Raw genomic sequence first — 24,828 nt, forward strand, 5'->3', positions numbered from 1 at the left:
ACAGTAAGCGGATGGAATACTAGTCGTTACTTTATATAAACGATTTGCGATTATGTATAATCCCAGATGGTTATCTGCGGATTAATCAATTTTTTATTTTAAAGAACAAGCAGTGATAGGTTGCTTTCACACCTGAATCATTTCGGTATTCTGTGTCGTATATGTTGATTAACTCTCGAAAAAAGGAAGGGCGCTGGCAGTAGTTTTCTTTGTTGCTGTTAGCAGCGCCAATCTTTTTGATTGAAGTGAAAAATTCACGTACTGTCTGAAAGTACTCCAGTTCAAGCTTTTCTATTTTTGTAATCTCGATTGGAGCTGCTGCTGAATAGGGGATTGCTGCTTCGCAAACTTGGGATAATTCTTCCAGAGTGTAAAACGTTTGGCCTGGTGAACTATCCATGGAAAGTTGAAGCTTTTCTTTCGCTTGTTCATATGATCTATGAAGCTCTTGAAAGGTATCTATTCCGAACGTTGAAAATATCAGGCTTCCTTCCGCCGTTAATCGTGTAAAAAGTTTTTCAAGGGTTGCAGGAATATCATTCAGCCATTGAAACGTTGCATTGGAAATAATCAAGTCGTAATTTTCATTTAGCGCCATTTCTTCGATGTCCGTACATAAAAATGTAACACGGTCTTCCTTTGTCAATCCTTTTGCCACTTCAACCATACCGGGTGCCAAATCAACAGCCGTAATGGCGGCATTAGGGAATGTTTTGACGAGTAACCTGGTTAAGTAACCGGTGCCGCAGCCGATTTCAAGAATATTGATTTTATGATTGGTGTTTTTTTGAGGAAGCAAAACCACTAATTGCTTTGCCATGTTTTTTTGAACATTGGCATACGCATCATATGTTTGCGCGTGTTCACTGAATCGCTTGCTTAACAATCGTTTATCTATCATGAACGTACTCCTTTTGAATAAATGTTTTTATATGCTCTATACATTCCTCTGGTTTTGTGAAAAATGGAATATGACCAGCACCTTCGATAATACGAACCTCGGCTTTCCCACCCAAATTCTCTTTAATGAAAGATGAGGCTTCAAGTGGACAAATTTTGTCTTCCCTCCCATGAAGCATTAAAAAGGGGGCTTCAATCCGGTGGAGTCTTGCTCGAGCATCTTTCTGAAGTAAATAATCCAAACCAACCAGAAGCGAAAACACATCATCTCCATGAAACTCATGTTCAATTGTCTTGGTGAATTGATGATAAAAACCTGCTTCTTTTTCAGCATCGGAAAACATCGCTTCATAGAAGGAAGTCAAAGTCTTCTCTTTATTGCGCGGCAGTTGTTTCTTCATGCGCTCGACCATTCGCGGATCCCAGCCAAATGAATAATTTTCTCCTGTAGTGAACCGACTTGTTGCGCCAAAAAGGATAAAACCTTTTATTCTTTCTCGAAAAGAACTTGAAAGTTCAAGTGATACTAGTGATCCTAATGACCAGCCCAATAAATAAAGAGGACCATCGATGGAAGCGATTGTGTTTATGACCCGTTCTTCAAAGTCATTTAGTGCCTTCATATCTCTCCAATCTATAAATGAAAGGTGAAATAGTTCTGACAGCGGTTTGATTAACGGTTGAAAAGCCTCTTTTTCCATTCCCCAGCCAGGAAGCACCACTAAATTCGGCTGCTTCATTCAACAACACCCATTTCTTTTCCAATGATCGAAATTTTTTGAACTGCCCAATCGAGATCTTTTTTATCGTGGAGAGCCGTTACGGTAAACCGGATTCTCGCTTCATTTTCAGGAACGGTCGGCGGCCTGACAGCAATAGCGGCAATTCCTTCTTTTTGCAAACGTGCAGCAAATTCCATCGATTTTTCGTTTTCCCCGATGACGATAGGAACAATTTGTGATCGGCTTCCGCAAATGTTAAACCCGTAATTTGTGAGTTCTTCTCTAAAGTATTCTGAATGTGTTTGGAGCAGTGAGCGGCGTTCTGGTTCTTGCTGTACAAGTTCAATCGCTGTTTTTATAGCACCAAGTATGGCAGGGGGAAGTGCAGTTGAATAGATGAATCCGCGCATGCGATTTTTTAAATAGTCGATGAGCCATTCTTTCCCGACAACATAGGCCCCGAATGAACCAAGCGCTTTACTGAATGTTCCCATTTGGATATCTATTTTATTTTGAAGATGGAGGTGACCGGCATAGCCTTCACCGTTTTTACCGTAGATGCCGCTTCCATGTGCTTCATCTGTCATTAACATTGCGTTATAACGTTCCTTTAACCGAACTAGGTCTTCAAGATAAGCGAAGTCACCATCCATGCTGAAGACCGTATCCGTCACGATTAATTTACGTGCTTCAATCGGTGATTTTTTCAAAAATGCTTCTAAATGATCTAAATCATTATGACGATAGCGTATATGCTTTGCACGGCTTAAAAGTGCTCCATCGACAATGCTTGCATGATTCAATTTATCGCTATAAATAATATCGTTACGGGACAGCAGAGTGGAGATTATTCCAAGGTTCGCGTTATATCCACTGTTGATGATGAGTCCTGCTTCGGACCTCTTCCAGTTGACAAGAGCTTGTTCCGCCTGCTCGTAAAGAGGATGATTGCCAACAATTAAACGTGAAGCCGTTGCTCCTGCACCATATGTATGTACGGCATCAACCATAGCCTTTTTCAGCCGCTCATCTCCTGCATATCCTAAATAGTTATTAGAAGCTAGATTAAGCATCCTGCACCCGTTGATCGTAAGCCAAGGCTGCTCGGCACATTCGGTTGATACGAGTTCACGCTTTTGCGAAATCTCTTCTAAATGAGACAGTTCTTTTTTTATTTTTTCTTCCCAACATGGTAAACGTTTTTCACTGTGCATGGCCATTCTCCTTTTTATATGTTAACTAAAATTAATATAGGTTAACATATAAAATATTCTAATCATGACTCAATGAAACTGTCAAGCTTTGAAAAGGAGCATGAGAATAAAGTAATGATCCATTAATCTGGGAGAATTCAAGGGTCGGAAAAGGCTGGTAGATTATTTAGATATGTATCTAACCATAAAAAATAAGTTTAAGGGGAATCGGGAGGCGGTTTTGTTAAGCTAATGTATAAAAGAGCTTAATGAAATTGGTGCATTTATGTATTAAGCTCGTTCATTGAAGATAATCTAACTTCCAAGGTAGTCTTTTTGTTAAACCTTGAAATCTTTGAAGGATTAAATGGAATTCCATGTTACTATAGAGCAGTGAAATTTAACAGAATTCACATTAACCATTACATAAAGGAAGGTATAAATATGAAAAAGATTTCTTTGGATGTTTTCTTTATATTAATAGGAGCTTTTATTTTCGCTTTGGCAATAAATCTTTTCGTCATTCCCAATGAGCTTGGTGAGGGAGGAGTCACGGGGATAACCATCATTCTGTTTTATCTTTTTGAATGGTCACCAGGGCTGTTAAGTTTGATCATTAACGCTGTCCTGCTCATTGTCGGTTATAAATTTTTGTCGAAAATGACAACGGTATATACAATCGTAGCCGTTGCCTTTAATTCACTTTTCCTTCATTTAACCGAAAGCTGGACGATATCTTCAGATGAATTGGTCATCAATGCGATATTTGGCGGGGTTTTTGCCGGTGCAGGTATTGGCATGATCATTCGTGTTGGAGGCACTACTGCCGGTACGACGATCCTTGCCCGAATTACGAATAAGTATTTGGGATGGAGCTTAAGCTACGGACTTCTGTTTTTCGATTTAATCGTTGCGTTCTCATCTTATTTCATAATTGGCGCAGAAGGTCTGATGCTCACTATACTAATGCTTTATATTGGAACAAAAACGATGGAATTCATCATTGAGGGATTGAATCCGAAAAAAGCGATCACCATCATTTCAAAAGAAGCGGACCAGATTGCAAAACAAGTAACCGAATTGATGGACCGGGGGGTCACTGTTTTTAGTGGTCATGGATACTATACAAAAGAATCCAAGGATATTTTATATATCGTTATAAGTAAGCAAGAGGTACTAAAGTTAAAGAGAATAGTGCAGTCAACGGATAGCAATGCTTTTATAGCCATACATGATGTTCGGGACGTATTCGGTGAAGGTTTCCTGGATATCTCGAAGTCCTGATGGTAATAATGTATAAGCGAAATGAAAAGGCCTAATTAGGCTTTTTTATTTTGTACTGCAAAAAATCTGTAAATTCCGAATAATTTGTTATATTATGTAAGTAAGAAACCACACACCCTGAGGAGTGCAGCCATTAAATGTGGAGGTGTCCAAGATGATCCTTTTAAAAGTGGATGACAGAAAGTTTGGGAAAAGCAATATCAAGTACAGTGTCGTTGATAAGGAAACGAATGAATTGATCATTAGCGGTGTGTTTAAGGAATTTGGACAAGCAAGCGATAAATATTATGAATTGAAGGATGAATACGGTCCTTCCAATGTGAAGATGATATTGAAGTGAAAAGAGGGGGACCGACGGGTTTCCCTTTTTTCGTATAATGCCGGGAATGAAAATGCCCGTACAATAAATAATCGGATAAAGGAATAATCAAAGGTTTCTGAATCATATAATTAGATTAAGAGAGTTCTTAACATCCTTTTTTTACAATATACTACAATTTTATTGTAAAGTATGGAATTTGGTGGTAATATAAAGCGCATAAATGTAAACGTTTGCAATGTTTTTGTGAGGAGGTGATGTAAAAGAAGTACGATAGACTATGAATTTTATAGAATGAATGGCTTTTATTTTACTAATTTTATGCAAACGTTTTCTTAAAATTGCATGAATATTATGAGAAAAAGGGAGAGTGGGTAGGCATGAAGCGTAAAAAATGGTACGGGGGAATTCTTACTGTTTTATTGATTTTTAGTGTGATTTTGGCTGGATGCTCTTCTTCAACTGGCGGAAACAGCGACTCAAAGGATGTCGTGACGCTGGATATATTTCAATTCAAGGTAGAATTCAAGTCGCAATTCGAGACATTGGCAAAACAATATGAAAAAGAAAATCCAAATGTGAAGATCAAGGTATCGACAGTCGGCGGCGGAAATGATTATAAATCAGCCATTACGGCAAAGTTCGCTTCAGGTGAGGAGCCAGCGGTGTTTAACATTGGCGGACCGGTAGATGTCGCACAATATAAAGATAGATTAACAGATTTAAAGGACACGAAGGCTGCTGCTGCAGCACTTGACGGTACTTTGGATGGCGTGGAAGAGGACGGGCAAGTCCTTGGACTTCCATTTAACCAGGAAGGATACGGCTTGATTTATAACAAACGGATATTTAAAGAAGCCGGAATCAATCCTGAAGAAATTACAAGTTATGAAGCCTTAGAGGCGGCAGTTAAGAAAATCGATTCACAAAAAGACAAATTGAAAATCGATGCAGTTTTCGCTTATCCGGTCAAAGAGAAGTGGGTGACAGGAAACCATTTATCCAATGTATTCTTATCACCGGAGTTTGATGGGAATGTGTTAGAAGCAAGTAAGGCATCGACGGTTAAATTCACGGATGGTGACAAGTTTAAACAATTGGTCGATATCCAAAATGAGTATTCCGTCCAGCCGACAGCAAGTCTTGATTACTCCCAACAAGTGGAGGAGCTGTTCTCGCTTGAAAAGGTTGCGATCATTCAGCAAGGTAACTGGGTGTATAACACAGTCTATGATATGGATCCTGAGTTAGCTGAAAAGGGAATTGGCATCATCCCGATTCCAAATGGAGACAATGCAGGCATGCCGGTCGGTGTACCGAACTATTGGGCAGTGAACAAGAAATCGGATGAAAAGGTACAGGAAGCAGCGAAGAAGTTCCTCGACTGGATGTATACATCCGAAGCAGGGAAAAAAGCCGTTTTGGAAGATTTTAAATTCATTCCTGCTTATGAAGGATATGATGTAGAAAAAATTGCCGATCCAATTTCAAAAGAAATTTATAAATACTCTCAAGAAGGAAATACGATTGGGTGGGTGTTTAATGGATATCCGGTCGGTTGGAATGATGATCTTGGTGCAAGTGTCCAAAAATACGTAACTGGTAAATTGACTTGGGAGGAACTTGTCCAACAGAACATTGAAAATTGGGAGAAGATTCATAGCAAATAAGAGTTGGGAAATGCAAGTGACCAATCGGCAAGAAAAACGTGTCGATTGGTTGTTCCTTATTATAGAAAAGCCGCTAAGGGATTCATCAAATAACCCAGTCATGATCTAACCCATTAACTATTAAATCATTTCAAGGAGGTCGGTTTCGTTGAGAAATCGGGATGCCGCATATTGGCTGTTTTTAACACCTGTTCTTGCTGCACTCATTTTGGTTGTGATCGTGCCACTCATTTACGGATTTTATTATTCCTTTACGAATTGGAACGGTTTAGGGACACCGGATTTCATCGGTTTTAAGAATTATATAGACTTGTTTACGGATAAAGGGTTCCTTGATACATTTTGGTTCACGATTAAATTTTCCGTAGCGGCAATTGTGGTAATCAATATCATCGGATTAAGTTTGGCTCTCATCGTGACTTCGAAAATTAAATCAAGCAACATATTGCGGACAGTTTTCTTTATGCCCAATTTAATTGGCGGCTTGATACTCGGCTTTATTTGGCAGTTCATTTTTATTAAGGTCTTCGGTGCGATTGGTGATTTAACGGGGATCGAAGCATTTAATGGGTGGTTATCAACGACTGATACAGGATTTTGGGGATTGATCATTTTAACGTCTTGGCAGATGGCCGGATATATCATGATCATTTATATTGCCTATCTGCAGGCTGTGCCTGAAGACTTGATCGAAGCGGCAAAAATTGACGGAGCGAACAGCTTCCAGCGTTTTCGACATATAACTTTTCCGCTAGTGGCACCTGCTTTTACCGTCAGTTTGTTTTTGACGCTTTCCCACTCGTTCAAGATCTATGATCAAAATCTTTCTTTGACGAATGGAGCTCCCTATAATTCAACTGAAATGGTTGCGATGAACATTGTAAAATCCGCCTTCACCGAAAACGATATGGCATATGCACAGGCAAAAGCCGTTATCTTTTTCGTAATCGTGGCGGTCGTTTCGCTGACACAAGTCTATTTCAATAAAAAACGGGAGGTTGAGCTGTAATGAAGGGAAAATGGAAATTGTGGCTGATTGGATTCATCGGATTCATTTTGGCCATATTATGGCTCACTCCGTTTTATTTAATGCTTGTCAATGCTTTTAAAATGAAACGGGATATATTTGCCGATACATTGGGACTGCCTGAAACCTGGACATTGGAAAACTTCACTCAAGCTTTCGAGCAATTGGATTTCCTCCGGACTTTATTCAATTCTTTATTGATATCGGGCGTCAGTGTAGTCATCATCATCATCTTTTCTGCGATGGCAGCATACGCTCTTTCCCGAAACAAAAGTAAAATAAGTTCCCTGCTTTTCTTTGTGTTTGTAGCTGCCATGCTGATCCCGTTTCAGTCTGTGATGATACCGCTCGTTGCCCAATTCGGACAGCTTGGGATGCTGAACAAGGCAGGACTGATTTTCATGTATTTAGGTTTTGGCTGCAGTCTATCCATATTTCTATATCATGGTACCTTAAAAGGGATTCCCCTCTCACTTGATGAGGCAGCAAAGATTGATGGTGCAAACCGATTTCAAGTATTTTGGTATATCATATTTCCACTATTAAAGCCGATGTCCATTACAGTTGGGATCTTGAATGTCATTTGGATATGGAACGACTATTTGCTGCCATCCCTTGTTATTGGCGGCGCGGGATCGGAGACCATTCCACTTAAATTATTCTTCTTCTTCGGACAATATACGAAGCAATGGCATCTCGCCTTGGCTGGACTTACTTTATCCATCATTCCAGTCATCATTGCGTACTTTTTTGCTCAGAGGCAAATTATTAAAGGAATTGCAGATGGAGCCGTTAAATAACTATTTAAATATAGGGAATATTAAACCATGTGCGGTGAACGGGGAGTGTTGATGAATTTGTCTGTTACTATAAAAGACGTTGCCAAAAAAGCAAATGTCGCTCCATCAACGGTATCGCGTGTAATCCATAACAGCCCGACAATCAGTGAAAAGACCAAGCGCAAGGTACGCAAGGTATTAAAGGAAATGGGCTATCATATGAATGAAAATGCCCGGAACTTAGTCACGAAGTCAACTAAGGCCATTGGGATCGTCATGAAAAGTTCGGCAAGGGAATCACTTTATAATCCCTTTTTTCCCGAAGTGATCCGGGGCATCGGGGATTTCTGTAATAAAGAAGGGTACAGTCTTTCTCTGACTACCGGCGAGACGGAGGATGCCATCTTTGAGGATGTCGTGAAAATGGTCCAGGGCAGAAGAGTGGATGGCATGATTGTTTTGTACTCTAAAAAGGACGATAAAGTGGTGCCGTATTTATTGAAGCAGGGCTTCCCGTTCGTTTTGATCGGGAAGCCAAGTACGAACATGAGCGGTATCACATTCATTGATAACGATAATGTTCAAGCGGCCAGGGAAGTATCGGAGTTTGTAATCAATCTTGGACATGAGCGAATCGCCTTTTTAGGAGGCAGCCCCGAGTTTGAAGTGATCCAGGACCGCTTGACAGGCTTTCAACAAGCGATGGAACAGGCCGGGGTGGATGTGCGACAGGAATATATCAAATTGATTCCTTTAAATCGAACGGATGGAATAAAGGCGATTGACGAATTGCTGGAATTGAAGGAGGCACCAACCGCTTTTTTGGTTATGGATCTTTTATTGGGTGTGCTCTTACTTGGAGTGTTAGCCGAAAAGAACTTGAAAGTGCCGCAGCAAATAAGCGTTGTCTGTTTTAACCACTCAGAATTCATAGAATTTTTAAGTACCCCGCTGACAACGGTTGATATCCATACGTATCAGTTAGGGTATGAAGCCGCAAAATGCGTGTTCGATCTTATTGCGAATCCGGAAATGATGGAAAAGAGCATCAGCATTCCTACCAAAATCATAAAGCGGGAGTCGCATTTTGTTGCTGAAAAGGAAATTAAATGAAAATTGTAGAAATGTTTTACCAATTAAAGCTTGATTTTTGCTAACATAAATTTACAATATAGATTATCACTATTATTTTTGAAAATTCATACTTTCTAAGGTCGATAAGTATGTTCTTATATTTTGATCATCCCTAACGCAAACGTTTGCGTTTTGAATAAAGAGGTAATAGTTAAACATCAAAACAAGTTGTGATTCTTGAATGGAGGAGGTTGTTCATGAGAGTCCTTGTATGGAATGAGTTTCGCCACGAGAAAACAAAGCCCGAAGTAGCAAAAGTATATCCGGATGGCATCCATGGTGCAATTGCCGGCTTTTTACAAAGTGAACAGGTCGAGGTGAGGACCGCTACTCTCGATGAAGAAGAGCACGGATTAACCGAGGAAGTACTGGAACGAACCGATGTACTGCTTTGGTGGGGTCATGTTGCACATGATGAAGTTCAAGATGAAATCATTGCAAGGGTTCACAAGCGAGTACTCGAGGGAATGGGTCTCATCGTCCTCCATTCTGGTCATTTTTCAAAGATCTTCAAACGATTGATGGGAACGACTTGTGATTTGAAATGGCGGGTGGCGGATGAAAGGGAACGGCTTTGGGTAGTCGATCCGAGTCACCCTATCGTTGATGGAATCGGAGAATATATTGAGCTTGAAAAAGAAGAGATGTACGGGGAACATTTTGATATTCCTGCACCAGATCAATTAATATTCGTCAGTTGGTTTGAAGGCGGGGAGATATTCAGAAGCGGTTGCACGTATCAGCGGGGTAAAGGGAGGATTTTCTATTTCCGTCCAGGACATGAAACATATCCTACCTACCATAATCCGGAGATTCAACGTGTGATTAAAAATGCCGTTGATTGGGTCAAGCCGGAATTTGGAATCGCAACGAACTATGGTAAAGCCGAACCGTTGGAATCCATCTCATCCAAAGAGCTGAAGTGAAGGAGAGAACAAAATGGGCATAATGAAGGTAGGAGTCATTGGATGCGGGAGTATCGCAAAAAACAGGCATTTTCCGGAGTATGAATCACATCAGGAAACGGAGATCATTGCCGTTTGTGATATTGTGCCGGACCGGGCGAATGCAGCAGCACAAAGGTATGGAGCGCAAGCATATACTGATTATATAGAACTTTTGAAGAATGAGGAGATTGAAGCGATCAGTGTATGTACACCGAATTACCTGCATGCACGCATCACGGTTGCGGCCTTGGAAGCGGGTAAGCATGTCCTATGTGAGAAACCAATGGCTACTTCTTTAGCAGACGCTGAAAAAATGAATGAAGCAGCAGCGAAAAGCGGCAAAATACTAATGATTGGTCATAATCAGCGATTTGTTCCCTCTCATCAAAAAGCGAAACAGCTTATTGAGAGCGGGGAGGTAGGGAAGGTCTATAGCTTCCGGACGGCTTTTGGACATTCCGGGCCGGAAACCTGGAGCGTGGACGGACTGGAAAGCTGGTTTTTTAAAAAGGATCAGGCGGTCATTGGTGCAATGGGCGATTTAGGCGTTCATAAAGCTGATTTATTACGGTATATCCTTGGAGAAGAATTTGTTGAAGTGGGAGCCTTTGTGGAAACGACTGCCAAGAAAAACACAGACGTTGATGACAGTGCGGCCTGTATCCTCCGGACGGAGAACGGTATCATCGGAACTCTTACCGCCAGCTGGTCTTATGCAAAAGAAGACAATGCTACGGTCATTTATGCGGAAAAAGCGGTATTGCGCCTTGAAGACGATCCGAAATACTCACTGATCATCCATCATGATAATGGAAAGACAGAAACCATCCAATTAGGAAGCATCCAGACTAATGACTCAGAAGGACAGCATGATTCCGAAGTGATCAGCCACTTTGTAAAATGTGTGGTGGACAATGAGGAGCCTCTTGTCTCAGGAGTTGAAGGATTAAAGTCATTAAAAGTCATTCTTGGCGCGATGGAATCAAATGCATCCCGAAAAATCATCCGCTTATAAAGGGGTTAAAAGTCATCATGTACAAATTAAAAATGGGTATTATCGGTGCTGGCGGAATTGCCCAAAAAAGGCATATCCCAGCTTTTCAAAAATTTCAAGATAAAGTGGTTTTATACGCCATTCAGGATATAGATGAAATGAAGGCGCGGGAAGTGGCGCGGGAATTTCATATCGAAAAGGTTTTCACCAATTATGAAGAAATGTTTGCTGAAGTGGATGCCGTTACAATCGCAACACCAAACAAGTTTCACGCGGAGATTTCCATTGCTGCCCTGCAAGCGGGTGTACATGTGTTATGCGAAAAGCCGATGGCCATTACAACCGAGGAATGTTTAGCGATAACCGAGGCTGCAAACATATCCGGTAAAGTGTTATCGACTGCCTATCATTACCGCTTCATGAAGGAAGCCCAGGCTGCAAAGAAAATGATTCAGGCCGGTGAAATCGGTGAACCTTATGTAGCGCGTGTACAGGCAATCAGGCGGCGCAAAGTCCCTGGCTGGGGAGTTTTTACAAGCAAGGAATTGCAAGGCGGGGGAAGCGTGATCGATTACGGCTGCCATTTGCTCGATTTGGCATTATGGCTGATGGATGACCCAGAACCGATTGAAATCGTAGGTTCGACATATAATTATGTCAGTAAGGGTGTCGATCAGGTCAATTTATGGGGCAATTTCGATGCCTCGGTATTTGAAGTGGATGACCATGCCACGGCATATATCAAATTTGCCAACGGAGCATCTCTATTATTCGAAACTTCTTGGGCCGCGAATATCCGTGAAGAAGCAACTGTTTTGAGTTTATCCGGAACGCAGGGCGGACTTGATGTGTTCCCGCTGGTCTTGAATCAGGCTAAGCACGGCATGCTTTTAAACAGTGAGGCAGTATGGATGCCAGGGGAGGATACACCAGACCTGCAACAGGCAGAGAACTTTATTAATAGCTGTCTGGGGTTGGCAGAACCATTGGTAAAACCATCGGAAGCCATGAAAGTTTCGAAAATAATCGAAGCGATTTATCAAAGCTCGGCAAGTGGGAAGGTCATGAGCATAAATTAATGAAAAGGTGAGGTGGGGCATGTGAAATTAGGGATCTTTACAGTGCTATTTGCTCAAAAATCATTCGAGGATATGCTTGATTATGTCGCGGATTCCGGATTAAAAACAGTTGAAATCGGTACAGGCGGGTATCCAGGGAATATCCATTGTCCACTCGATGAACTGCTCGAAAGTGAAGAAAAGCGCCAAAAATACCTCGAAGCCGTTCAAACAAGAGGGTTAACGATCAGTGCATTCAGCTGCCATGGCAATCCAATCTCTCCTGATGAAGCCTTCGCTAAAGAAAGTGATGAAACACTGATCAAAACAATCAAGCTTGCATCCTTACTGAACGTCCCGGTCGTCAATACCTTTTCTGGTACAGCGGGTGATCACGAAGGAGCTAAATATCCAAACTGGCCCGTCGCCCCATGGCCGAATGAGTATACAGATGTGCTGAAATGGCAATGGGAAGAAAAATTGATCCCTTATTGGAGGAAAGTGGCCGCCATTGCCGATGAACACAATATAAAAATCGGCCTTGAACTGCATGGGGGCTTTCTCGTCCACACACCCTACACCTTGTTAAAACTGCGGGAAGCTACATCTGATGCGATAGGCGCCAACCTTGATCCAAGCCATCTTTGGTGGCAGGGCATCGAACCAGTAGGAGCCATCAAAATCCTAGGGAAAGCGGGAGCAATCTACCACTTCCACGCAAAAGACACATACCTGGATCAGGATAACATCAATATGTATGGATTGACCGACATGCAGCCTTATGGCAATATCCAGAGCCGTGCCTGGAACTTCCGCTCTGTAGGATGCGGCCACAGCCTGCAAGAGTGGTCCGACATCATGAGCGCCCTTCGCACATACGGTTACGATTACGTCGTCAGCATCGAACACGAAGATCCGCTGATGTCAGTTGAAGAAGGATTCCAACGGGCCGTAACCAATCTGAAAACTGTACTCATCAACGAAAGTCCAACTGATTTATGGTGGGTATAATTTTGAGCCGATAACGAGCAGCCTAATGCAGGTTGCTTTTTATTTTCGCCCTTACTCGTGCAAAAGTGGATAAGTGGAATTCACGAGTAAAAGTGCGGAACTCACGAGTAAAAGCGTGAAATTCACGAGTAAAACAGCATAATTCACGAGTAAAAGTGCGAAACTCACGAGTAAAAGCGTGAAACTCACGAGTAAAAGCGTGAAACTCACGAGTAAAAGCGTGAAACTCACAGGTACAAGTGAAATTCACGAGTAAAACAGCATAATTCACGAGTAAAAGTGCGAAACTCGTAAAAGCGGAATTCACGAGTAAAACAGGATAATTTACGTCGGATGTATCTAATGGAGAGAGCTGGTTTTTTAAAAAAATCAATTTGACAGTCACTCTACTGCGTGTTACAACATACCTTGTAGTAAGTAACGCAAGATACCGATATCACCGAGTAGTGAAGTTGCAGAAATATTTTTAAGAAAAAAAGTTGACACCTCCGCTACTCGGTGTTACAGTTTAGTTGTAATAAGTAATACTAAATAGCGTGATTTCCCAAAAGCTATTCAGGATAAAAATTCCCCTCGGAACTACGCTATAATATAAGTCACAAATAGAGGAGGCTGAACATGGAAAATTTAACTGAAATGCTGAAGGGTTCGCTGGAAGGCTGCGTGCTGGAAATCATCAGCCGCCATGAAACCTATGGCTACGAGATTACCCGCCGCCTGAATGAGCTTGGGTTTACTGAAGTCGTGGAAGGGACGGTCTATACCATCCTCGTGCGATTAGAAAAGAAAAAACTGGTGAACATAGAGAAGAAACCGTCAGATATGGGGCCGCCCCGCAAGTTTTACTCACTTAATGAGGCTGGACGCCAGGAACTTGAATTGTTTTGGAAAAAATGGGATTTTGTATCATCGAAAATCAATGTCTTAAAGTCAATCTAGCTTCATAAGATATTCCGTACGCTATTTTTGTTGGAGTGTCTTGTTTATAAAAAAGGGAGGAAAAATAACATGATGGAATTATTCAAAAAAATGATTGGTGATAAAAAAGAGTATAAAATGATGATGGCACGGGTTGAAGCTCTGCCAGAGGACTACCAATTTGTATTTAAGAAAATTCAAAACTATATGTGGAATTTCTCAGCGGGCAACGGGATGGATATGCTGCACATGCAGTATGAATTAATCGAGTTGTTCGAAGCCGGTGCTGCGGAAGGCAGGCAAGTGCTGGAAATCACTGGGGACGATGTGGCATCCTTTGCCGACGAACTAGTGGCAAATGCTAGAACCTATTTCGCCAAGTATCGTGAGGATTTGAATGACAGTATCATGAAGCGATTGGGAAAAAATAAATTCAATAAATAATTCCGACTGAATAGCTGGTTACAAATGTGAAATGCCACCTTCGCTATTCAGTTATATTTTAACTCGGTAGTAAGTCATACGGATTATCAGTCAGACTAAATAGAGAACTATAGGCAATTTAGTTCCGCTAGGCGCTCGGAAGGATAAATACGAATCTTACAAGCGGCATTACTGCGCTATTAAAAGGAGGAAAAAAATATGAGCAATGCAGTGATTTCAGTAAAAGGGTTAAAAAAGTCATTTAAAGACAATGAAGTCTTAAAGGGGGTGGATTTTGAGGTGCGGCGTGGCGAAATTTTCGCACTGCTGGGCTCAAATGGAGCGGGCAAGACGACGACGGTCAACATCCTCTCGACTCTGATGAAGTCCGATGGCGGCGAAGTAGGTATTTGCGGCTTTGACGTTCAACGTGAACCGGATCATGTTCGCCAGAGCATCAGCCTGACAGGGCAGTTTGCAGCTTTAGACGGCATGCTCACCGGGCGGGAAAACCTGCTGATGATCGCCAAGCTGCGGGGAGTTTCCAATCCCGCTCAAGTCGCCGACAATCTGCTTGCGAGATTCAGCCTGACCGATGCGGCCAACCGCCGGGCGGATAAATATTCCGGCGGGATGAAGCGCCGGCTTGACATCGCCATGAGCCTGATCGGGACGCCAGCAGTCATTTTTCTCGACGAACCGACGACAGGGCTTGACCCCGAAGCGCGGATTGAAGTCTGGGATACAGTTAAGGAGCTAGCTGGAGGAGGCACGACAATTCTGCTGACGACCCAGTACCTTGAGGAAGCCGAACAACTGGCGGACCGTATCGCCATCCTGCATGGCGGAAAGATCATCTCGACCGGGACCCTTACCGAACTCAAGGAGATGTTCCCGCCAGCAAAGGTAGAGTACATCGAGAAGCAGCCGACATTGGAGGAAATTTTCCTCGCAATCATCGGCAAAAAGGAGGAGTTGTAAATGAATAACAAAACAGGGGTATTACTAGGGCGTTTAATGCGCAATATCATGCGCAGCCCGGATACAATTATCACGGTGGCGATTACGCCGATTATGATGATGCTGCTGTTTGTCTACGTATTTGGCGGCGCCATAGAGGCAGGCACGGACAACTACGTCAATTATTTATTGCCGGGAATCTTGCTGATGGCTATCGCATCCGGCGTCGCTTACACTTCCGTACGGCTGTTTACGGATGTAAAGAGCGGGTTGATGGCGCGTTTCATTACCATGCCCATCAAGCGCTCGTCGGTATTGTGGGCTCACGTGTTGACCTCGCTTGTATCCAATTTGCTTACTGTCGTCGTGGTTATCCTCGTCGCACTCTTGATGGGCTTCCGTTCCAGCGCTGATATCCTGGATTGGCTAGCGGTAGCTGGGATAATCGTGCTGTTTACGCTGGCGCTGACATGGCTGGCGGTCATTCCTGGATTGACAGCGGGGTCTTTGGAAGGGGCGACAGCCTACTCGTACCCGCTGATTTTCCTGCCGTTTATCAGTTCGGCCTTCGTCCCCACCGAAACCATGCCTAAAATTGTCCGTGCGTTCGCCGAGAACCAGCCAGTGACTTCAATCGTGAATGCGATTCGTGCCCTTTTGTATGAAGGGTCTGTTGGGAACGATATCTGGATTGCGCTTGCCTGGTGTGTCGGCATCATGGTCATCGCTTACTTCTTCGCCAGTAAAGTATTTAAACGCCAGTTCGGGTAAGTACACCATTATCGGGATTGGTCATTTCATAGTCAGCTGATGCGATGAATGCATCACATGGAAGATTGCTTAAATGCAGGGGCAACCTTCGATGAAATCATGGAAACCTTAAAATTGGTATGATTGGTATCTGCCACTTAACCCATAATGAGATTTGCCATACTTGCTTTAGAAGAATTTACAGCAAAAGGGTAGTGGTCATTCGCAGAGGAGAAATGAAAAGAATAAAGCACATAGATGTAATTGGATGGAAATAGATTCAGAAACAAAACCAATTCCTTTCATTATCATAAAATGCGTGGAACTCACGAGTAAATCGACGTAATTCACGAGTAAAAGTACAAAATTCACGAGTAAAAGCGTAAAACTCACGAGTAAATCAGCAAAACTACGAATAAAAGCAAAATGATTGCAGGAAATTCTCCTGAAATTAAAAAGCGATGCCCCCGGAATTCTGGGGGCATCTTCATTATTATCTTTTCCTAGGGGAATAATCCAATTCCTTAAATAGTTCCGTCAATTCATCCTCGGTCAGATCGCGCCATTGTCCGATCGCCAGTCCGTCCAGATGGATGTTCATGATCCGGATTCGATGTAAATCACGGACTTCATAACCTAGTGCGGAACACATACGGCGGATTTGCCTGTTCAGCCCTTGCATTAAAGTGATGTTAAATGTGTATTTGGTCAACTGCTCAACTTTACAAGGAAGTGTTTTTGTATCCAAAATCTCCACTCCGGATGACATATCTTTAATGAAGGAAGCGGTAAGTGGCTTATCTACGGTTACGATGTATTCTTTTTCATGCTTGTTTTCTGCACGAAGGATTTCATTAACGATATCTCCGTCATTTGTAAGAAGGATCAGGCCGCTTGAGTCTTTGTCCAGCCGTCCGATATGAAAAATGCGAAGCGGATGATTTACAAAATCAACGATGTTCCCTTTTATGTGTTTTTCGGTCGTACTTGTAATCCCTATCGGTTTATTCAGTGCAATATAGACATTTTGCTGTTCGACTTTTATCGGCTTGCCGTCCACCCGGACATCATCGCCGGGTTCAGCTTGACTGCCGAGCTCAGCTACAGTGCCATTAATCGTCACACGTCCCTCGGCTATCCATTTGTCTGCGCCTCGTCGCGAGGTAATTCCGGATTCACTGATAAATTTATTGATCCTCAACTAAAGCACACCTTTACATTCAGATTTTCTTCTTTAAAGGATAACGTAAATCATGGTGCATAGACAAGGGGAAAAGAGAAGAAAGCGTTAGTTGATGAGTATCACTGGATGCCCTTTACATGTTCTTCGTGACAGCTGACGGATCTGCTTTTTTCTTTTTGCTTGTCAGGTAGACCCCGAGGAAAACAAGGAGGCCACCGAGGGTTTGGATGATCGTAATCGCATGACCCAAAATAAGGCTAAGAATGGCTGTAAATACTGCAATCAGATTTAGATAAATCCCAGCCTGGCCGGCATTGATATGACGAAGGGAAATATTCCAGAAAATAAATGACCCGACAGAAGGGAAAATCCCGATATATAAGAGACCGATGATGGCTTTACTGCTTAAATCAAGGTTCATTCCCGAGCCAATGGCAAATGGAGCAATGAGAATCAATCCGAGAAATACGGAAACGGCAGTGGCTGAGATGATCGGAATGTTTTTCAATTTTTTCCCGATTATAGAATAGAAGGTCCAAACGAGAATAGCCAGGATCATCAATAGGTCGCCTTTATTATAAGTGAGCTGGAATATATCCAGAAGGTGTCCTTTTGTCAAGACCAATAAAACGCCGAATAAAGATATGATAAGTCCGAGTGAATGGAGGGATGTAATTTTCTCCTTTAACAGCAAAGCGGAAAAAAGAACAATTAATGCAGGGTTCATGGAATTGACAAGAGCGGCATTCATGGAAGTTGTATAGGTCAGAGCCCAATAAAGGAAAAAATTATAACTGATGATCCCGAGCACACCCATGACTAATAACAATTTCCAGGCTTTCCATACACTCTTCCAGTCTGGCTTTTCAATCCATTGCGCTAAAGGAAACAATAAGAAAACGGCGATTAGCCATCGCGTAAATGTTAGTTGGATCGGGGAAAGTTCGGTCACAACGTACTTTCCGAATATATAATTACCGGCCCAGAACAAATTTGCCAAGATAAGAAATAAAATAACAATAGATTTTTTCATCTGACTGCCTCTTCCTCAATTTATGGAATATTCACTAAATATAGCAAAATAGGGGTACCTAAGCAATATAGGGGGCCTATCAGTCAATTTTGGATGAACCACTGAACAGGATAAAAAGGCCGTTCATCTTTAGCTGAACAGCCTTTTCACACATCTATATTAAGCGAAAATGGCACTGATTTCGGCGATTTCATCCATGGTTAGATCGACGTCCAAGGCTTGTAGGTTGCGTGTGACCTGTTCTGGTTTCTTCGCTCCAGGAATCAGTACATCTATCGAGTGCCTAGTTAAATACCAAGCTAGTACGACATCGGCGACATCGGTATGCTTCCTGTTGGCAATCGCCCGTACTTCTTCCACTTTTTGCAAGTTGCTTACAAAGGCTTGTCCTTGGAAAAGCGGACTTTTTGCCCGGCCGTCATCGAATGTTGATTCCTGATTATATTTGCCGCCGAGCAAACCGGAAGCAAGGGGGAAATAAGGAATGAAGGAAATATTATTTTCGGCTGTATATGGCAGCAGGTCTTGTTCTGCCTCCCGTTTGAATAGATTGTACTCGGATTGCAGGACATCGACATAGCCGTCTTTATTCGCTTCCTTCAATTGTTCGAACGAAAAGTTAGAGACGCCGATTGACTTTATCTTGCCTGCATCCTTCAATTCCTTTAAGGCACCTACTGCTTCATCTTTAGGGGTATCACCATCAGGGAAATGGATATAGAATAAGTCGATGTAGTCTGTTTGGAGCCTTTTTAGACTCGAGTCCACGGCATTTTTCAGAAAAGCGGGAGAGTTATCAAAAACGATGCTGCCATCGACAAATTTGTGTGCCCCTTTAGTGGCAAGGACTATGTCTTCGCGTTTGCGACTCTCTTTAAGGATTTCACCGATAAGTTCTTCTGAACGTTCAGGACCGTAAATGTAAGCTGTATCCCAAAAGTTGATTCCTTCTTCCAATGCCGTTCTCAAAACATCCCTTCCTGTATCCTCACTTAGATTAGGGAAAAGGTTATGTCCGCCAATTGCATTCGTGCCAAGGCCAATCGGGTTTACATACAGATCTGTTTTACCAATACGGGTTTGCTTAGACATATTACTTATCATCTCCTTTGACCCCATCATAACAAAAAGTCGTTGCCGATTTCCAAAATAAAGCAATGAAGGTGTGTACAAAATAAGCAGATGACCGGTAAAATCACCTGCTTACTTCATTATTATAGTGTTTCGATTTCCATCTCCTCAGCTGGAGCTGTTTGTCCGATTTGACTGAGCAGAATGCCAAGGGCTGTACCGACGAGAGCAGGGATGACCCACTCCATGCCGTAAGCGGAAAGGGGAAGGACATCAGTCAAGGTTTGTACGGGTCCTAATTGTAAGCCGAAAGCATTCAGCCCATCCATCAAGGCGAAAACTCCTGTGAAAGTCATTGCACTGCGATAAACCTTCTTCGGGTTTTTGAAATGACGGCTGAAGAATGTCAGGACAATCAGGACGATCGTTAGCGGATAAGCCATCACAAGGAATGGTACCGATACTTTCAGAATTTGATTCAGACCCATATTTGAAAGGATGAAACCGACGATTGTTACAATCAGAATGACGGTTTTATATTTCAGCCTTGGGAAAAGTTTTGAGAAATACTGTCCGCAAGCAGTCGTCAACCCGACAACGGTGGTGAAGCATGCCAAAGTGAAAATGATGCCAAGAAGGACCTTCCCGCCGGTTCCTAGTAAAAGGGTGGATGCGACAGTGAGGATATCCGTTCCGTTTTCGAATGACCCACCAGCCGCCATGCGTGCTCCCATTACACCTAAGGAGATATAAACTAAAGAAAGCAAAACGCCAGCGATGAGACCCGCTTTTACTGTATATCTCGTCAATTGTTTTCGTTCGGAAATCCCCCTTTGCTGGATTGAAGTAAGGATGACGATCCCAAAGGCCAAGGCAGCTAGAGCATCCATCGTGTTGTAGCCTTCGATGAACCCTTTTGAAAAGGCTCCTGCAGCATATGCTTCGGTTGGAGCTTGGAAAGGAGCATCAAGCTTTACGAACCCAACGACACAGAGAATGACCATGGACAAAAGTAGAACAGGTGTAATCCAGCGCCCCATGAAGGTTTCCATTTTTTCCGGATTCAATGAAATGGCATAAACGATGATGAAAAATATGGTTGTGAACATGAATAGAAATAGTGGTTGATCCACAGAGTCGCCAAGATACGGCTTGAAGCCCATTTCATAGGCAACATTCGCATTCCGCGGAATGGCCAGAAACGGCCCGATGCTTAAATAGATTACGACCATGAACAACGTGCTGAATAGGGGATGTACTCGGGCACCGATGGTTTGTGCCCCGCCTTTAACAAGTGAGACTGCAAGAAGCACCAAAATTGGCAGGCCGACTCCGGTGGCGACAAAACCGGCGATGGCTGGCCAGAAAGAAGTTCCAGAAGATGCTCCTAAAAATGGAGGGAATATGAGATTCCCGGCTCCGAAGAACATTGAGAAAAGCATAAGGCCGATAAATAATGTGTCTGTTTTTTTCATGGTGATTTCTCCTTTTTTTAAAATGATAACTCCCGCCGACTGGCCTGAAAAAGGCTAATTAAAGTGTTTTGTGCAAATAAAAAACTCGCCCCTGAAAAATCAGGGACGAGTTTGTGCTCGCGTTACCACCCATATTCCGCACTTCAAAGAAGCTGCGGCACTCAGTCAACGTACGAATTCATACGTGATCCATTGTAACGGCGGAAACCCGTCAAAGCCTACTGCATTTTCAGCTTTGCATCTCAGAGATGATTTTCGGATAGGCCTTGGACATCGACTTCCACCACATGTCGACTCTCTGTGGAACAGGGTTCTCATCTTACTCTTTCTCTTCATAGATTTTATAATATAAAGATAATTTAGCAAATTCTGATTATGAAGTCAACATAATTTATCATTAATCCTTTTAAAGGAGCAGGAAATTAGTCCCCATTTGGCGAAACCTCCTTTATTAAGATTGTTTTTTGAAGAAGAATAGGATATTACTCCCTATTATCTTTCTAATCGCAACTATATTATAATAGAAGGCAGAACACTAAAGGAGACAACAGCATGTCTGATAATAAAAAATTAAGCCTGGCGGATGCAGTCAAACAAAAACTGGCTCAAAAGCAAGCGGGATCAAGTAAAGATAAACTGGAAACAGGCGTTGTGAAGAAAACGAAACAGCTTAAAAGCCAGTTGACCAAAAAGCCGAATAACCAACGTAAGCGTACAGGGGTATAATCCTAATTCGTCAAAGGACAAGTACTGTTCGGAGCTTATCATTGAGCAGTTACCTTTTATGAATGAGGGTACTGCTTTTTTATATGTTTAATGGAAGAGGCAGGGTGATTTTGTTTTTTACCGTTTATAGGTAAGTTGGAGGGCTGGGCTTCTGGTCATTTAGAGGGATGAAGAATGGTTCGCTCACTTCTAGCTGATATGTGGTTAGACTAGAAAAACATATTTTCTCGAAAATGGAAATGACATCTCTGTATCGGTTTATTAAAAACATTACAGTTCCAGTTGTTTCTGTTTTAAAATTGTAAGAGTGGTGACATGTTGTTACCATATTGTTTTGCTAAAATAACATTTTAAGGTTTTGTAAATGATTTTTTAACTAAAGGAACCTATAAATTGAATATTAGGTCTGCTATAAGTCTAATAGAATCAGTGATTATCCTTTAATTGAAAATATGAAATATATCGGAGGAATAAAGATGGACGAACGTCTGATCGGAAAAAAATATTATGAAACGATGCTTGAGGATACAAGGAAGCACCCCATTCAAGCTTTGGGTGAAATGTTTCTCGTGGAACAAAAAAAGGAAAGATCCGATTTAACCGCAATTAGATTTGCTCAAGGAGAGGTATATTTTCAGCATCATGACTATGAAGCAGCCATTTTTAAATGGGAAAACATAGAAGGGGAACTTGGTTCATGGGCGAAGAAAAACATCGCTGATGCGTATTTTGAATTGGAAATGTATTCAACCGCAGAGGATATCTATAAATCCGTCGATACGGATGAAGCTGTCTTGAAAACAGAAGTTCTTTTGCAGCTGTTTTCCCTGTACATAGTGGAATCGAGAAATGATTTGGCTTCCAAAGTCGTGAAAGAAGCAGTCGAGTTTCAACCGGACTACCCGAATGTCACGGAAATCGCACGCGCCTTTTTTGAAGAACAAAAGGATTGGAACAGTGCGGTGGTATTAGCGGCGAATGAAAGTATCCGTACAGAGTCAATGGGCTGGTTCGATGTGCTGAAAACGTATATCCAGCAGGGTGTTGCCCAATCGATGGAGCCGGATTATTTCTCAACTGTCCTTGGTTCGCTATACACACGCGACCAGGAACGTTTCGAGAAAATGACGGTTGCCCTTTGGAAAAATTATAAATATACGGATTCTTATTTCGAATGGTTAAGAGTGATTAATAATTTGATAGATACCATCGAATTGAACCATGCGGATGTATGGGATGAGCTTTCCGTCTATTACAGGGATGCATATGCAGGTCTGTTAGAAGGAACGCATCTAATCAAAGAATTAAGTCCTGTCGTGCCAAGGTTGCTGGAAAACTGGCTCAAAATCGCAGACGGGGAGCTTTCGCTGTTTGCGGCGGCATCCACGTTGTCCTGGAATGAAATCTTCCCGGATACGGTCAATGCGCTGGTCATTCAGGATGCAGAGAGCCTGCTTTCGAAATCGCCTAAATTGGGAGGCGGACTGGAAGCGGGAGAGAAACTGTTCAATTCCATTATCCAGTGGGCTGAAGATAATGATTTAAGGGTTGGCAATAAGCTTAAATGGATGGTGGAGGGGCTTAAGGATACCAGGAATTTCAATCTCCTTCTTGCAGGAAGTACAGGAAATGGCAAGACATCCTTTATTCAGTCAATCGTTGGCGAGAGCATTGCTGCTGAGGACCATTCTTCCCTAGTCAGTGTCAAAGACGGGGATGATTTGGAAATCCTTGAAATTACCGATACAGATAGCAAAGTTGTCGAGGAGCTAACTGATTTGGATGAAACACGCCGTCAGCGCGGGACTATTGTCGATGTGACAATCATCAGTGACTACCTAAGAAATAATCATCTGCGGTTATTGGATACACCGGGGTTCAATGGGGAACAAAGCGTGGAATCCGATTTCCAAGGCTATTTACATGGCAGTGATGGCCTGATGTTCGTTCTTGACGCCCGGGCTCCTTTCACCGGCAGCGAAAGGGATCTGTTATTGGAAATTCAAATGATGGCTCCGAAACTGCCGATCCATTTCCTATTAAATAAAATGGATACGATATACAGTGATCAGGTCGCAGTCCGGATGGAAGACGAAACATGGGATAAAGTGAATGCATATTTCCCGAATGCGAAAGTGTTCGCTTTCTCCAAACATTATGACAGCAGGCAGCAATTGAAGGACCTTTCAGCCTTCCTTCAATCGAATTATCAAGATGATAATTGGAAGGAAAGAAGATCTGAAAAAATCCTGGCATTCATTCGTAAAACTTTATCTTATCTATTAGAAAAACGGGCAGCCAATGAGCGGAAATGCGAGCATTCCATCTCTTGGAATGAGCAGATGGAAGTCAAACTGAATGGAGCGGTCAATCAACTGGCTGATCTGGAAAAAGAAAAAAGTGAAAATATCATAAGGTCGTATCGTTCGCTTAAGGACGAAGTGAAAAGTCAGCTTTATTCAAAAATTCCTGAATTACTGAGGGATTGCTCTAAATCGTTAACGGAAAGCAGTGATTTCAGTCAGGTCCATGTACAGTTAAACCAGGAAATGAATGAGCGGATTCAAAACTTCATTTCTGACAAGATCATGCCTCAATATTACCGTTCTCTTCAAGACTGGATTGCCAGTTCCCAAATGGAGTTCTCACAAAGCCAGCAGTTCATGGATGAGATGAGTGCCGGATTCAATGAATTATACAAAGAAGAACGGATTACACTGGCAGGTGACTTCAGGGTATTGGATGACTGGCGCCGTGATGCCGACCGGATGACAAGCAGTATCCGCATCGAAAACGTTAATATCCTTTTGCGCAGGACTCCATCACAATTGCTGCTTAAAGGAGCAGGGAAGCTATTTGGGGCGATACCGCAAAATAAGGCCAATATGTACAATCGTTACAAGAAATACCTGGAAAGTGAAGATTACCTGGATGTTGCCGAAATGATCACGGAACGTTTCCTAACCCAATTTGGATTGTTTGAAAAATCACTGGATCGGGACATCTCACTTTTCTATCGCAGTTCATTTGCCTTACTTCAAAAAACGATAGAGCAGACGCAGACTGAAATAAAAGACTACCAGGCTGCATTGGAGCATATGAAAGAAAATCCTGAGGTTTACCGTGATCCGATCACGTTGTTCGAAGTGAAATTAAGGCAGTTGGAGAGGCTTGAAAAAATCGAGAAAAAGCGTCTAGCCCAGCTTCAAAGAAAATAAAAATAACGGGAAACATTTCAAATATTCAAAAAT

Annotated in this window: 23 protein-coding genes and 1 other annotated feature; of the genes, 16 read left to right on the forward strand and 7 right to left on the reverse strand. The window is 42.3% G+C overall.

Going from position 1 to position 24,828, the window contains the following annotated elements; genetic code table 11:
* Positions 1-85: 85 nt before the first annotated feature.
* Genes bioC through bioF form a run of 3 tightly spaced genes read right to left on the reverse strand, consistent with a single transcriptional unit; the run spans position 86 to position 2,836 of the window.
* Complete coding sequence (gene bioC / locus AC1DIV_RS12030) at positions 86-901, reverse strand: malonyl-ACP O-methyltransferase BioC (RefSeq protein WP_477576472.1); 816 nt, start codon at positions 899-901, stop codon at positions 86-88.
* Entirely contained in the window at positions 891-1,640 is a 750-nt protein-coding gene (locus AC1DIV_RS12035) for an alpha/beta hydrolase (RefSeq protein ID WP_336864988.1), read from the reverse strand. Before AC1DIV_RS12035 ends, bioC begins: the two co-directional genes overlap by 11 nt.
* The gene (gene bioF / locus AC1DIV_RS12040) at positions 1,637-2,836 is read right to left on the reverse strand and encodes an 8-amino-7-oxononanoate synthase (RefSeq protein WP_336864986.1); all 1,200 of its coding nucleotides are present in this window, start codon (positions 2,834-2,836) and stop codon (positions 1,637-1,639) included. The genes AC1DIV_RS12035 and bioF overlap by 4 nt, the downstream gene beginning before the upstream one ends.
* Before the next feature lie 423 nt (positions 2,837-3,259).
* Here bioF and AC1DIV_RS12045 point away from each other — a divergent pair, with 423 nt between their 5' ends.
* The 14 genes from AC1DIV_RS12045 (at position 3,260) to AC1DIV_RS12110 (ending at position 16,110) form a co-directional block, all read left to right on the forward strand.
* Complete coding sequence (locus tag AC1DIV_RS12045; RefSeq protein ID WP_034305961.1) at positions 3,260-4,099, forward strand: YitT family protein; 840 nt, start codon at positions 3,260-3,262, stop codon at positions 4,097-4,099.
* 154 nt (positions 4,100-4,253) lie between these two features.
* Positions 4,254-4,439: a hypothetical protein gene (locus AC1DIV_RS12050; RefSeq protein ID WP_034305959.1), complete on the forward strand. Its 186-nt coding sequence runs from the start codon at positions 4,254-4,256 to the stop codon at positions 4,437-4,439.
* 359 nt (positions 4,440-4,798) lie between these two features.
* Positions 4,799-6,088 (forward strand): ABC transporter substrate-binding protein, encoded by a 1,290-nt coding sequence (locus tag AC1DIV_RS12055; protein WP_477576474.1) that lies wholly within the window; start codon positions 4,799-4,801, stop codon positions 6,086-6,088.
* Between the two features lie 148 nt (positions 6,089-6,236).
* A complete protein-coding gene (locus tag AC1DIV_RS12060; RefSeq protein WP_034305954.1) occupies positions 6,237-7,097 on the forward strand; it encodes a carbohydrate ABC transporter permease in 861 nt (286 codons plus the stop codon).
* Positions 7,097-7,915 (forward strand): carbohydrate ABC transporter permease, encoded by an 819-nt coding sequence (locus AC1DIV_RS12065; protein ID WP_034305951.1) that lies wholly within the window; start codon positions 7,097-7,099, stop codon positions 7,913-7,915. The genes AC1DIV_RS12060 and AC1DIV_RS12065 overlap by 1 nt, the downstream gene beginning before the upstream one ends.
* A 57-nt stretch (positions 7,916-7,972) precedes the next feature.
* Entirely contained in the window at positions 7,973-9,007 is a 1,035-nt protein-coding gene (locus AC1DIV_RS12070; protein ID WP_034306559.1) for a LacI family DNA-binding transcriptional regulator, read from the forward strand.
* 218 nt (positions 9,008-9,225) lie between these two features.
* Positions 9,226-9,954, forward strand: a complete 729-nt coding sequence (locus AC1DIV_RS12075) for a ThuA domain-containing protein (protein WP_034305948.1) — start codon at positions 9,226-9,228, stop codon at positions 9,952-9,954.
* Between the two features lie 13 nt (positions 9,955-9,967).
* A complete protein-coding gene (locus AC1DIV_RS12080; protein ID WP_477576476.1) occupies positions 9,968-10,990 on the forward strand; it encodes a Gfo/Idh/MocA family protein in 1,023 nt (340 codons plus the stop codon).
* 17 nt (positions 10,991-11,007) lie between these two features.
* Entirely contained in the window at positions 11,008-12,048 is a 1,041-nt protein-coding gene (locus AC1DIV_RS12085) for a Gfo/Idh/MocA family protein (protein WP_034305944.1), read from the forward strand.
* Positions 12,049-12,069: 21 nt separating this feature from the next.
* The gene (locus AC1DIV_RS12090; protein ID WP_048686708.1) at positions 12,070-13,038 is read left to right on the forward strand and encodes a sugar phosphate isomerase/epimerase family protein; all 969 of its coding nucleotides are present in this window, start codon (positions 12,070-12,072) and stop codon (positions 13,036-13,038) included.
* 618 nt (positions 13,039-13,656) lie between these two features.
* On the forward strand, positions 13,657-13,977 hold the full coding sequence (locus AC1DIV_RS12095) for a PadR family transcriptional regulator (RefSeq protein WP_016131412.1): 321 nt from the start codon (positions 13,657-13,659) through the stop codon (positions 13,975-13,977).
* Between the two features lie 69 nt (positions 13,978-14,046).
* On the forward strand, positions 14,047-14,400 hold the full coding sequence (locus AC1DIV_RS12100) for a DUF1048 domain-containing protein (RefSeq protein ID WP_034305937.1): 354 nt from the start codon (positions 14,047-14,049) through the stop codon (positions 14,398-14,400).
* A 198-nt stretch (positions 14,401-14,598) separates the two neighbouring features.
* A complete protein-coding gene (locus tag AC1DIV_RS12105; RefSeq protein ID WP_048685510.1) occupies positions 14,599-15,360 on the forward strand; it encodes an ABC transporter ATP-binding protein in 762 nt (253 codons plus the stop codon).
* Positions 15,361-16,110, forward strand: a complete 750-nt coding sequence (locus AC1DIV_RS12110) for an ABC transporter permease (protein WP_048685514.1) — start codon at positions 15,361-15,363, stop codon at positions 16,108-16,110.
* 472 nt (positions 16,111-16,582) lie between these two features.
* Here AC1DIV_RS12110 and rluF read toward each other — a convergent pair whose 3' ends face one another.
* The 4 genes from rluF to brnQ all read right to left on the reverse strand — a co-directional run bounded on the left by rluF (position 16,583) and on the right by brnQ (position 20,851).
* Positions 16,583-17,290, reverse strand: a complete 708-nt coding sequence (gene rluF, locus AC1DIV_RS12115; RefSeq protein ID WP_034305927.1) for a 23S rRNA pseudouridine(2604) synthase RluF — start codon at positions 17,288-17,290, stop codon at positions 16,583-16,585.
* A gap of 115 nt (positions 17,291-17,405) precedes the next feature.
* The gene (locus AC1DIV_RS12120; protein ID WP_477576478.1) at positions 17,406-18,305 is read right to left on the reverse strand and encodes a DMT family transporter; all 900 of its coding nucleotides are present in this window, start codon (positions 18,303-18,305) and stop codon (positions 17,406-17,408) included.
* A gap of 159 nt (positions 18,306-18,464) precedes the next feature.
* Complete coding sequence (locus AC1DIV_RS12125) at positions 18,465-19,397, reverse strand: aldo/keto reductase (RefSeq protein WP_053533641.1); 933 nt, start codon at positions 19,395-19,397, stop codon at positions 18,465-18,467.
* Positions 19,398-19,519: 122 nt separating this feature from the next.
* Positions 19,520-20,851, reverse strand: a complete 1,332-nt coding sequence (gene brnQ / locus AC1DIV_RS12130) for a branched-chain amino acid transport system II carrier protein (RefSeq protein WP_251542468.1) — start codon at positions 20,849-20,851, stop codon at positions 19,520-19,522.
* Positions 20,852-20,949: 98 nt separating this feature from the next.
* Positions 20,950-21,196: a binding site (T-box leader), on the reverse strand.
* A 207-nt stretch (positions 21,197-21,403) separates the two neighbouring features.
* Between brnQ and AC1DIV_RS12135 the strand changes: the two genes are divergently transcribed.
* Both AC1DIV_RS12135 and AC1DIV_RS12140 read left to right on the forward strand, forming a co-directional pair.
* Positions 21,404-21,577, forward strand: a complete 174-nt coding sequence (locus AC1DIV_RS12135; RefSeq protein WP_169792912.1) for a hypothetical protein — start codon at positions 21,404-21,406, stop codon at positions 21,575-21,577.
* A 476-nt stretch (positions 21,578-22,053) separates the two neighbouring features.
* Positions 22,054-24,795, forward strand: coding sequence for a GTP-binding protein (locus AC1DIV_RS12140; protein ID WP_477576480.1), 2,742 nt, complete (start codon positions 22,054-22,056; stop codon positions 24,793-24,795).
* Positions 24,796-24,828 lie beyond the last annotated feature (33 nt).

It is taken from the genome of Peribacillus sp. 05N428 (assembly GCF_056397085.1).

Bases quoted from the DNA above. Each gene is read 5' to 3' on its own strand.
- bioC (WP_477576472.1), bottom strand. From the start codon at position 901: ATGATAGATAAACGATTGTTAAGCAAGCGATTCAGTGAACACGCGCAA.
- AC1DIV_RS12035 (WP_336864988.1), bottom strand. From the start codon at position 1,640: ATGAAGCAGCCGAATTTAGTGGTGCTTCCTGGCTGGGGAATGGAAAAA.
- bioF (WP_336864986.1), bottom strand. From the start codon at position 2,836: ATGCACAGTGAAAAACGTTTACCATGTTGGGAAGAAAAAATAAAAAAA.
- AC1DIV_RS12045 (WP_034305961.1), top strand. From the start codon at position 3,260: ATGAAAAAGATTTCTTTGGATGTTTTCTTTATATTAATAGGAGCTTTT.
- AC1DIV_RS12050 (WP_034305959.1), top strand. From the start codon at position 4,254: ATGATCCTTTTAAAAGTGGATGACAGAAAGTTTGGGAAAAGCAATATC.
- AC1DIV_RS12055 (WP_477576474.1), top strand. From the start codon at position 4,799: ATGAAGCGTAAAAAATGGTACGGGGGAATTCTTACTGTTTTATTGATT.
- AC1DIV_RS12065 (WP_034305951.1), top strand. From the start codon at position 7,097: ATGAAGGGAAAATGGAAATTGTGGCTGATTGGATTCATCGGATTCATT.
- AC1DIV_RS12075 (WP_034305948.1), top strand. From the start codon at position 9,226: ATGAGAGTCCTTGTATGGAATGAGTTTCGCCACGAGAAAACAAAGCCC.
- AC1DIV_RS12080 (WP_477576476.1), top strand. From the start codon at position 9,968: ATGGGCATAATGAAGGTAGGAGTCATTGGATGCGGGAGTATCGCAAAA.
- AC1DIV_RS12085 (WP_034305944.1), top strand. From the start codon at position 11,008: ATGTACAAATTAAAAATGGGTATTATCGGTGCTGGCGGAATTGCCCAA.
- AC1DIV_RS12095 (WP_016131412.1), top strand. From the start codon at position 13,657: ATGGAAAATTTAACTGAAATGCTGAAGGGTTCGCTGGAAGGCTGCGTG.
- AC1DIV_RS12100 (WP_034305937.1), top strand. From the start codon at position 14,047: ATGATGGAATTATTCAAAAAAATGATTGGTGATAAAAAAGAGTATAAA.
- AC1DIV_RS12105 (WP_048685510.1), top strand. From the start codon at position 14,599: ATGAGCAATGCAGTGATTTCAGTAAAAGGGTTAAAAAAGTCATTTAAA.
- AC1DIV_RS12110 (WP_048685514.1), top strand. From the start codon at position 15,361: ATGAATAACAAAACAGGGGTATTACTAGGGCGTTTAATGCGCAATATC.
- AC1DIV_RS12120 (WP_477576478.1), bottom strand. From the start codon at position 18,305: ATGAAAAAATCTATTGTTATTTTATTTCTTATCTTGGCAAATTTGTTC.
- AC1DIV_RS12125 (WP_053533641.1), bottom strand. From the start codon at position 19,397: ATGTCTAAGCAAACCCGTATTGGTAAAACAGATCTGTATGTAAACCCG.
- brnQ (WP_251542468.1), bottom strand. From the start codon at position 20,851: ATGAAAAAAACAGACACATTATTTATCGGCCTTATGCTTTTCTCAATG.
- AC1DIV_RS12135 (WP_169792912.1), top strand. From the start codon at position 21,404: ATGTCTGATAATAAAAAATTAAGCCTGGCGGATGCAGTCAAACAAAAA.
- AC1DIV_RS12140 (WP_477576480.1), top strand. From the start codon at position 22,054: ATGGACGAACGTCTGATCGGAAAAAAATATTATGAAACGATGCTTGAG.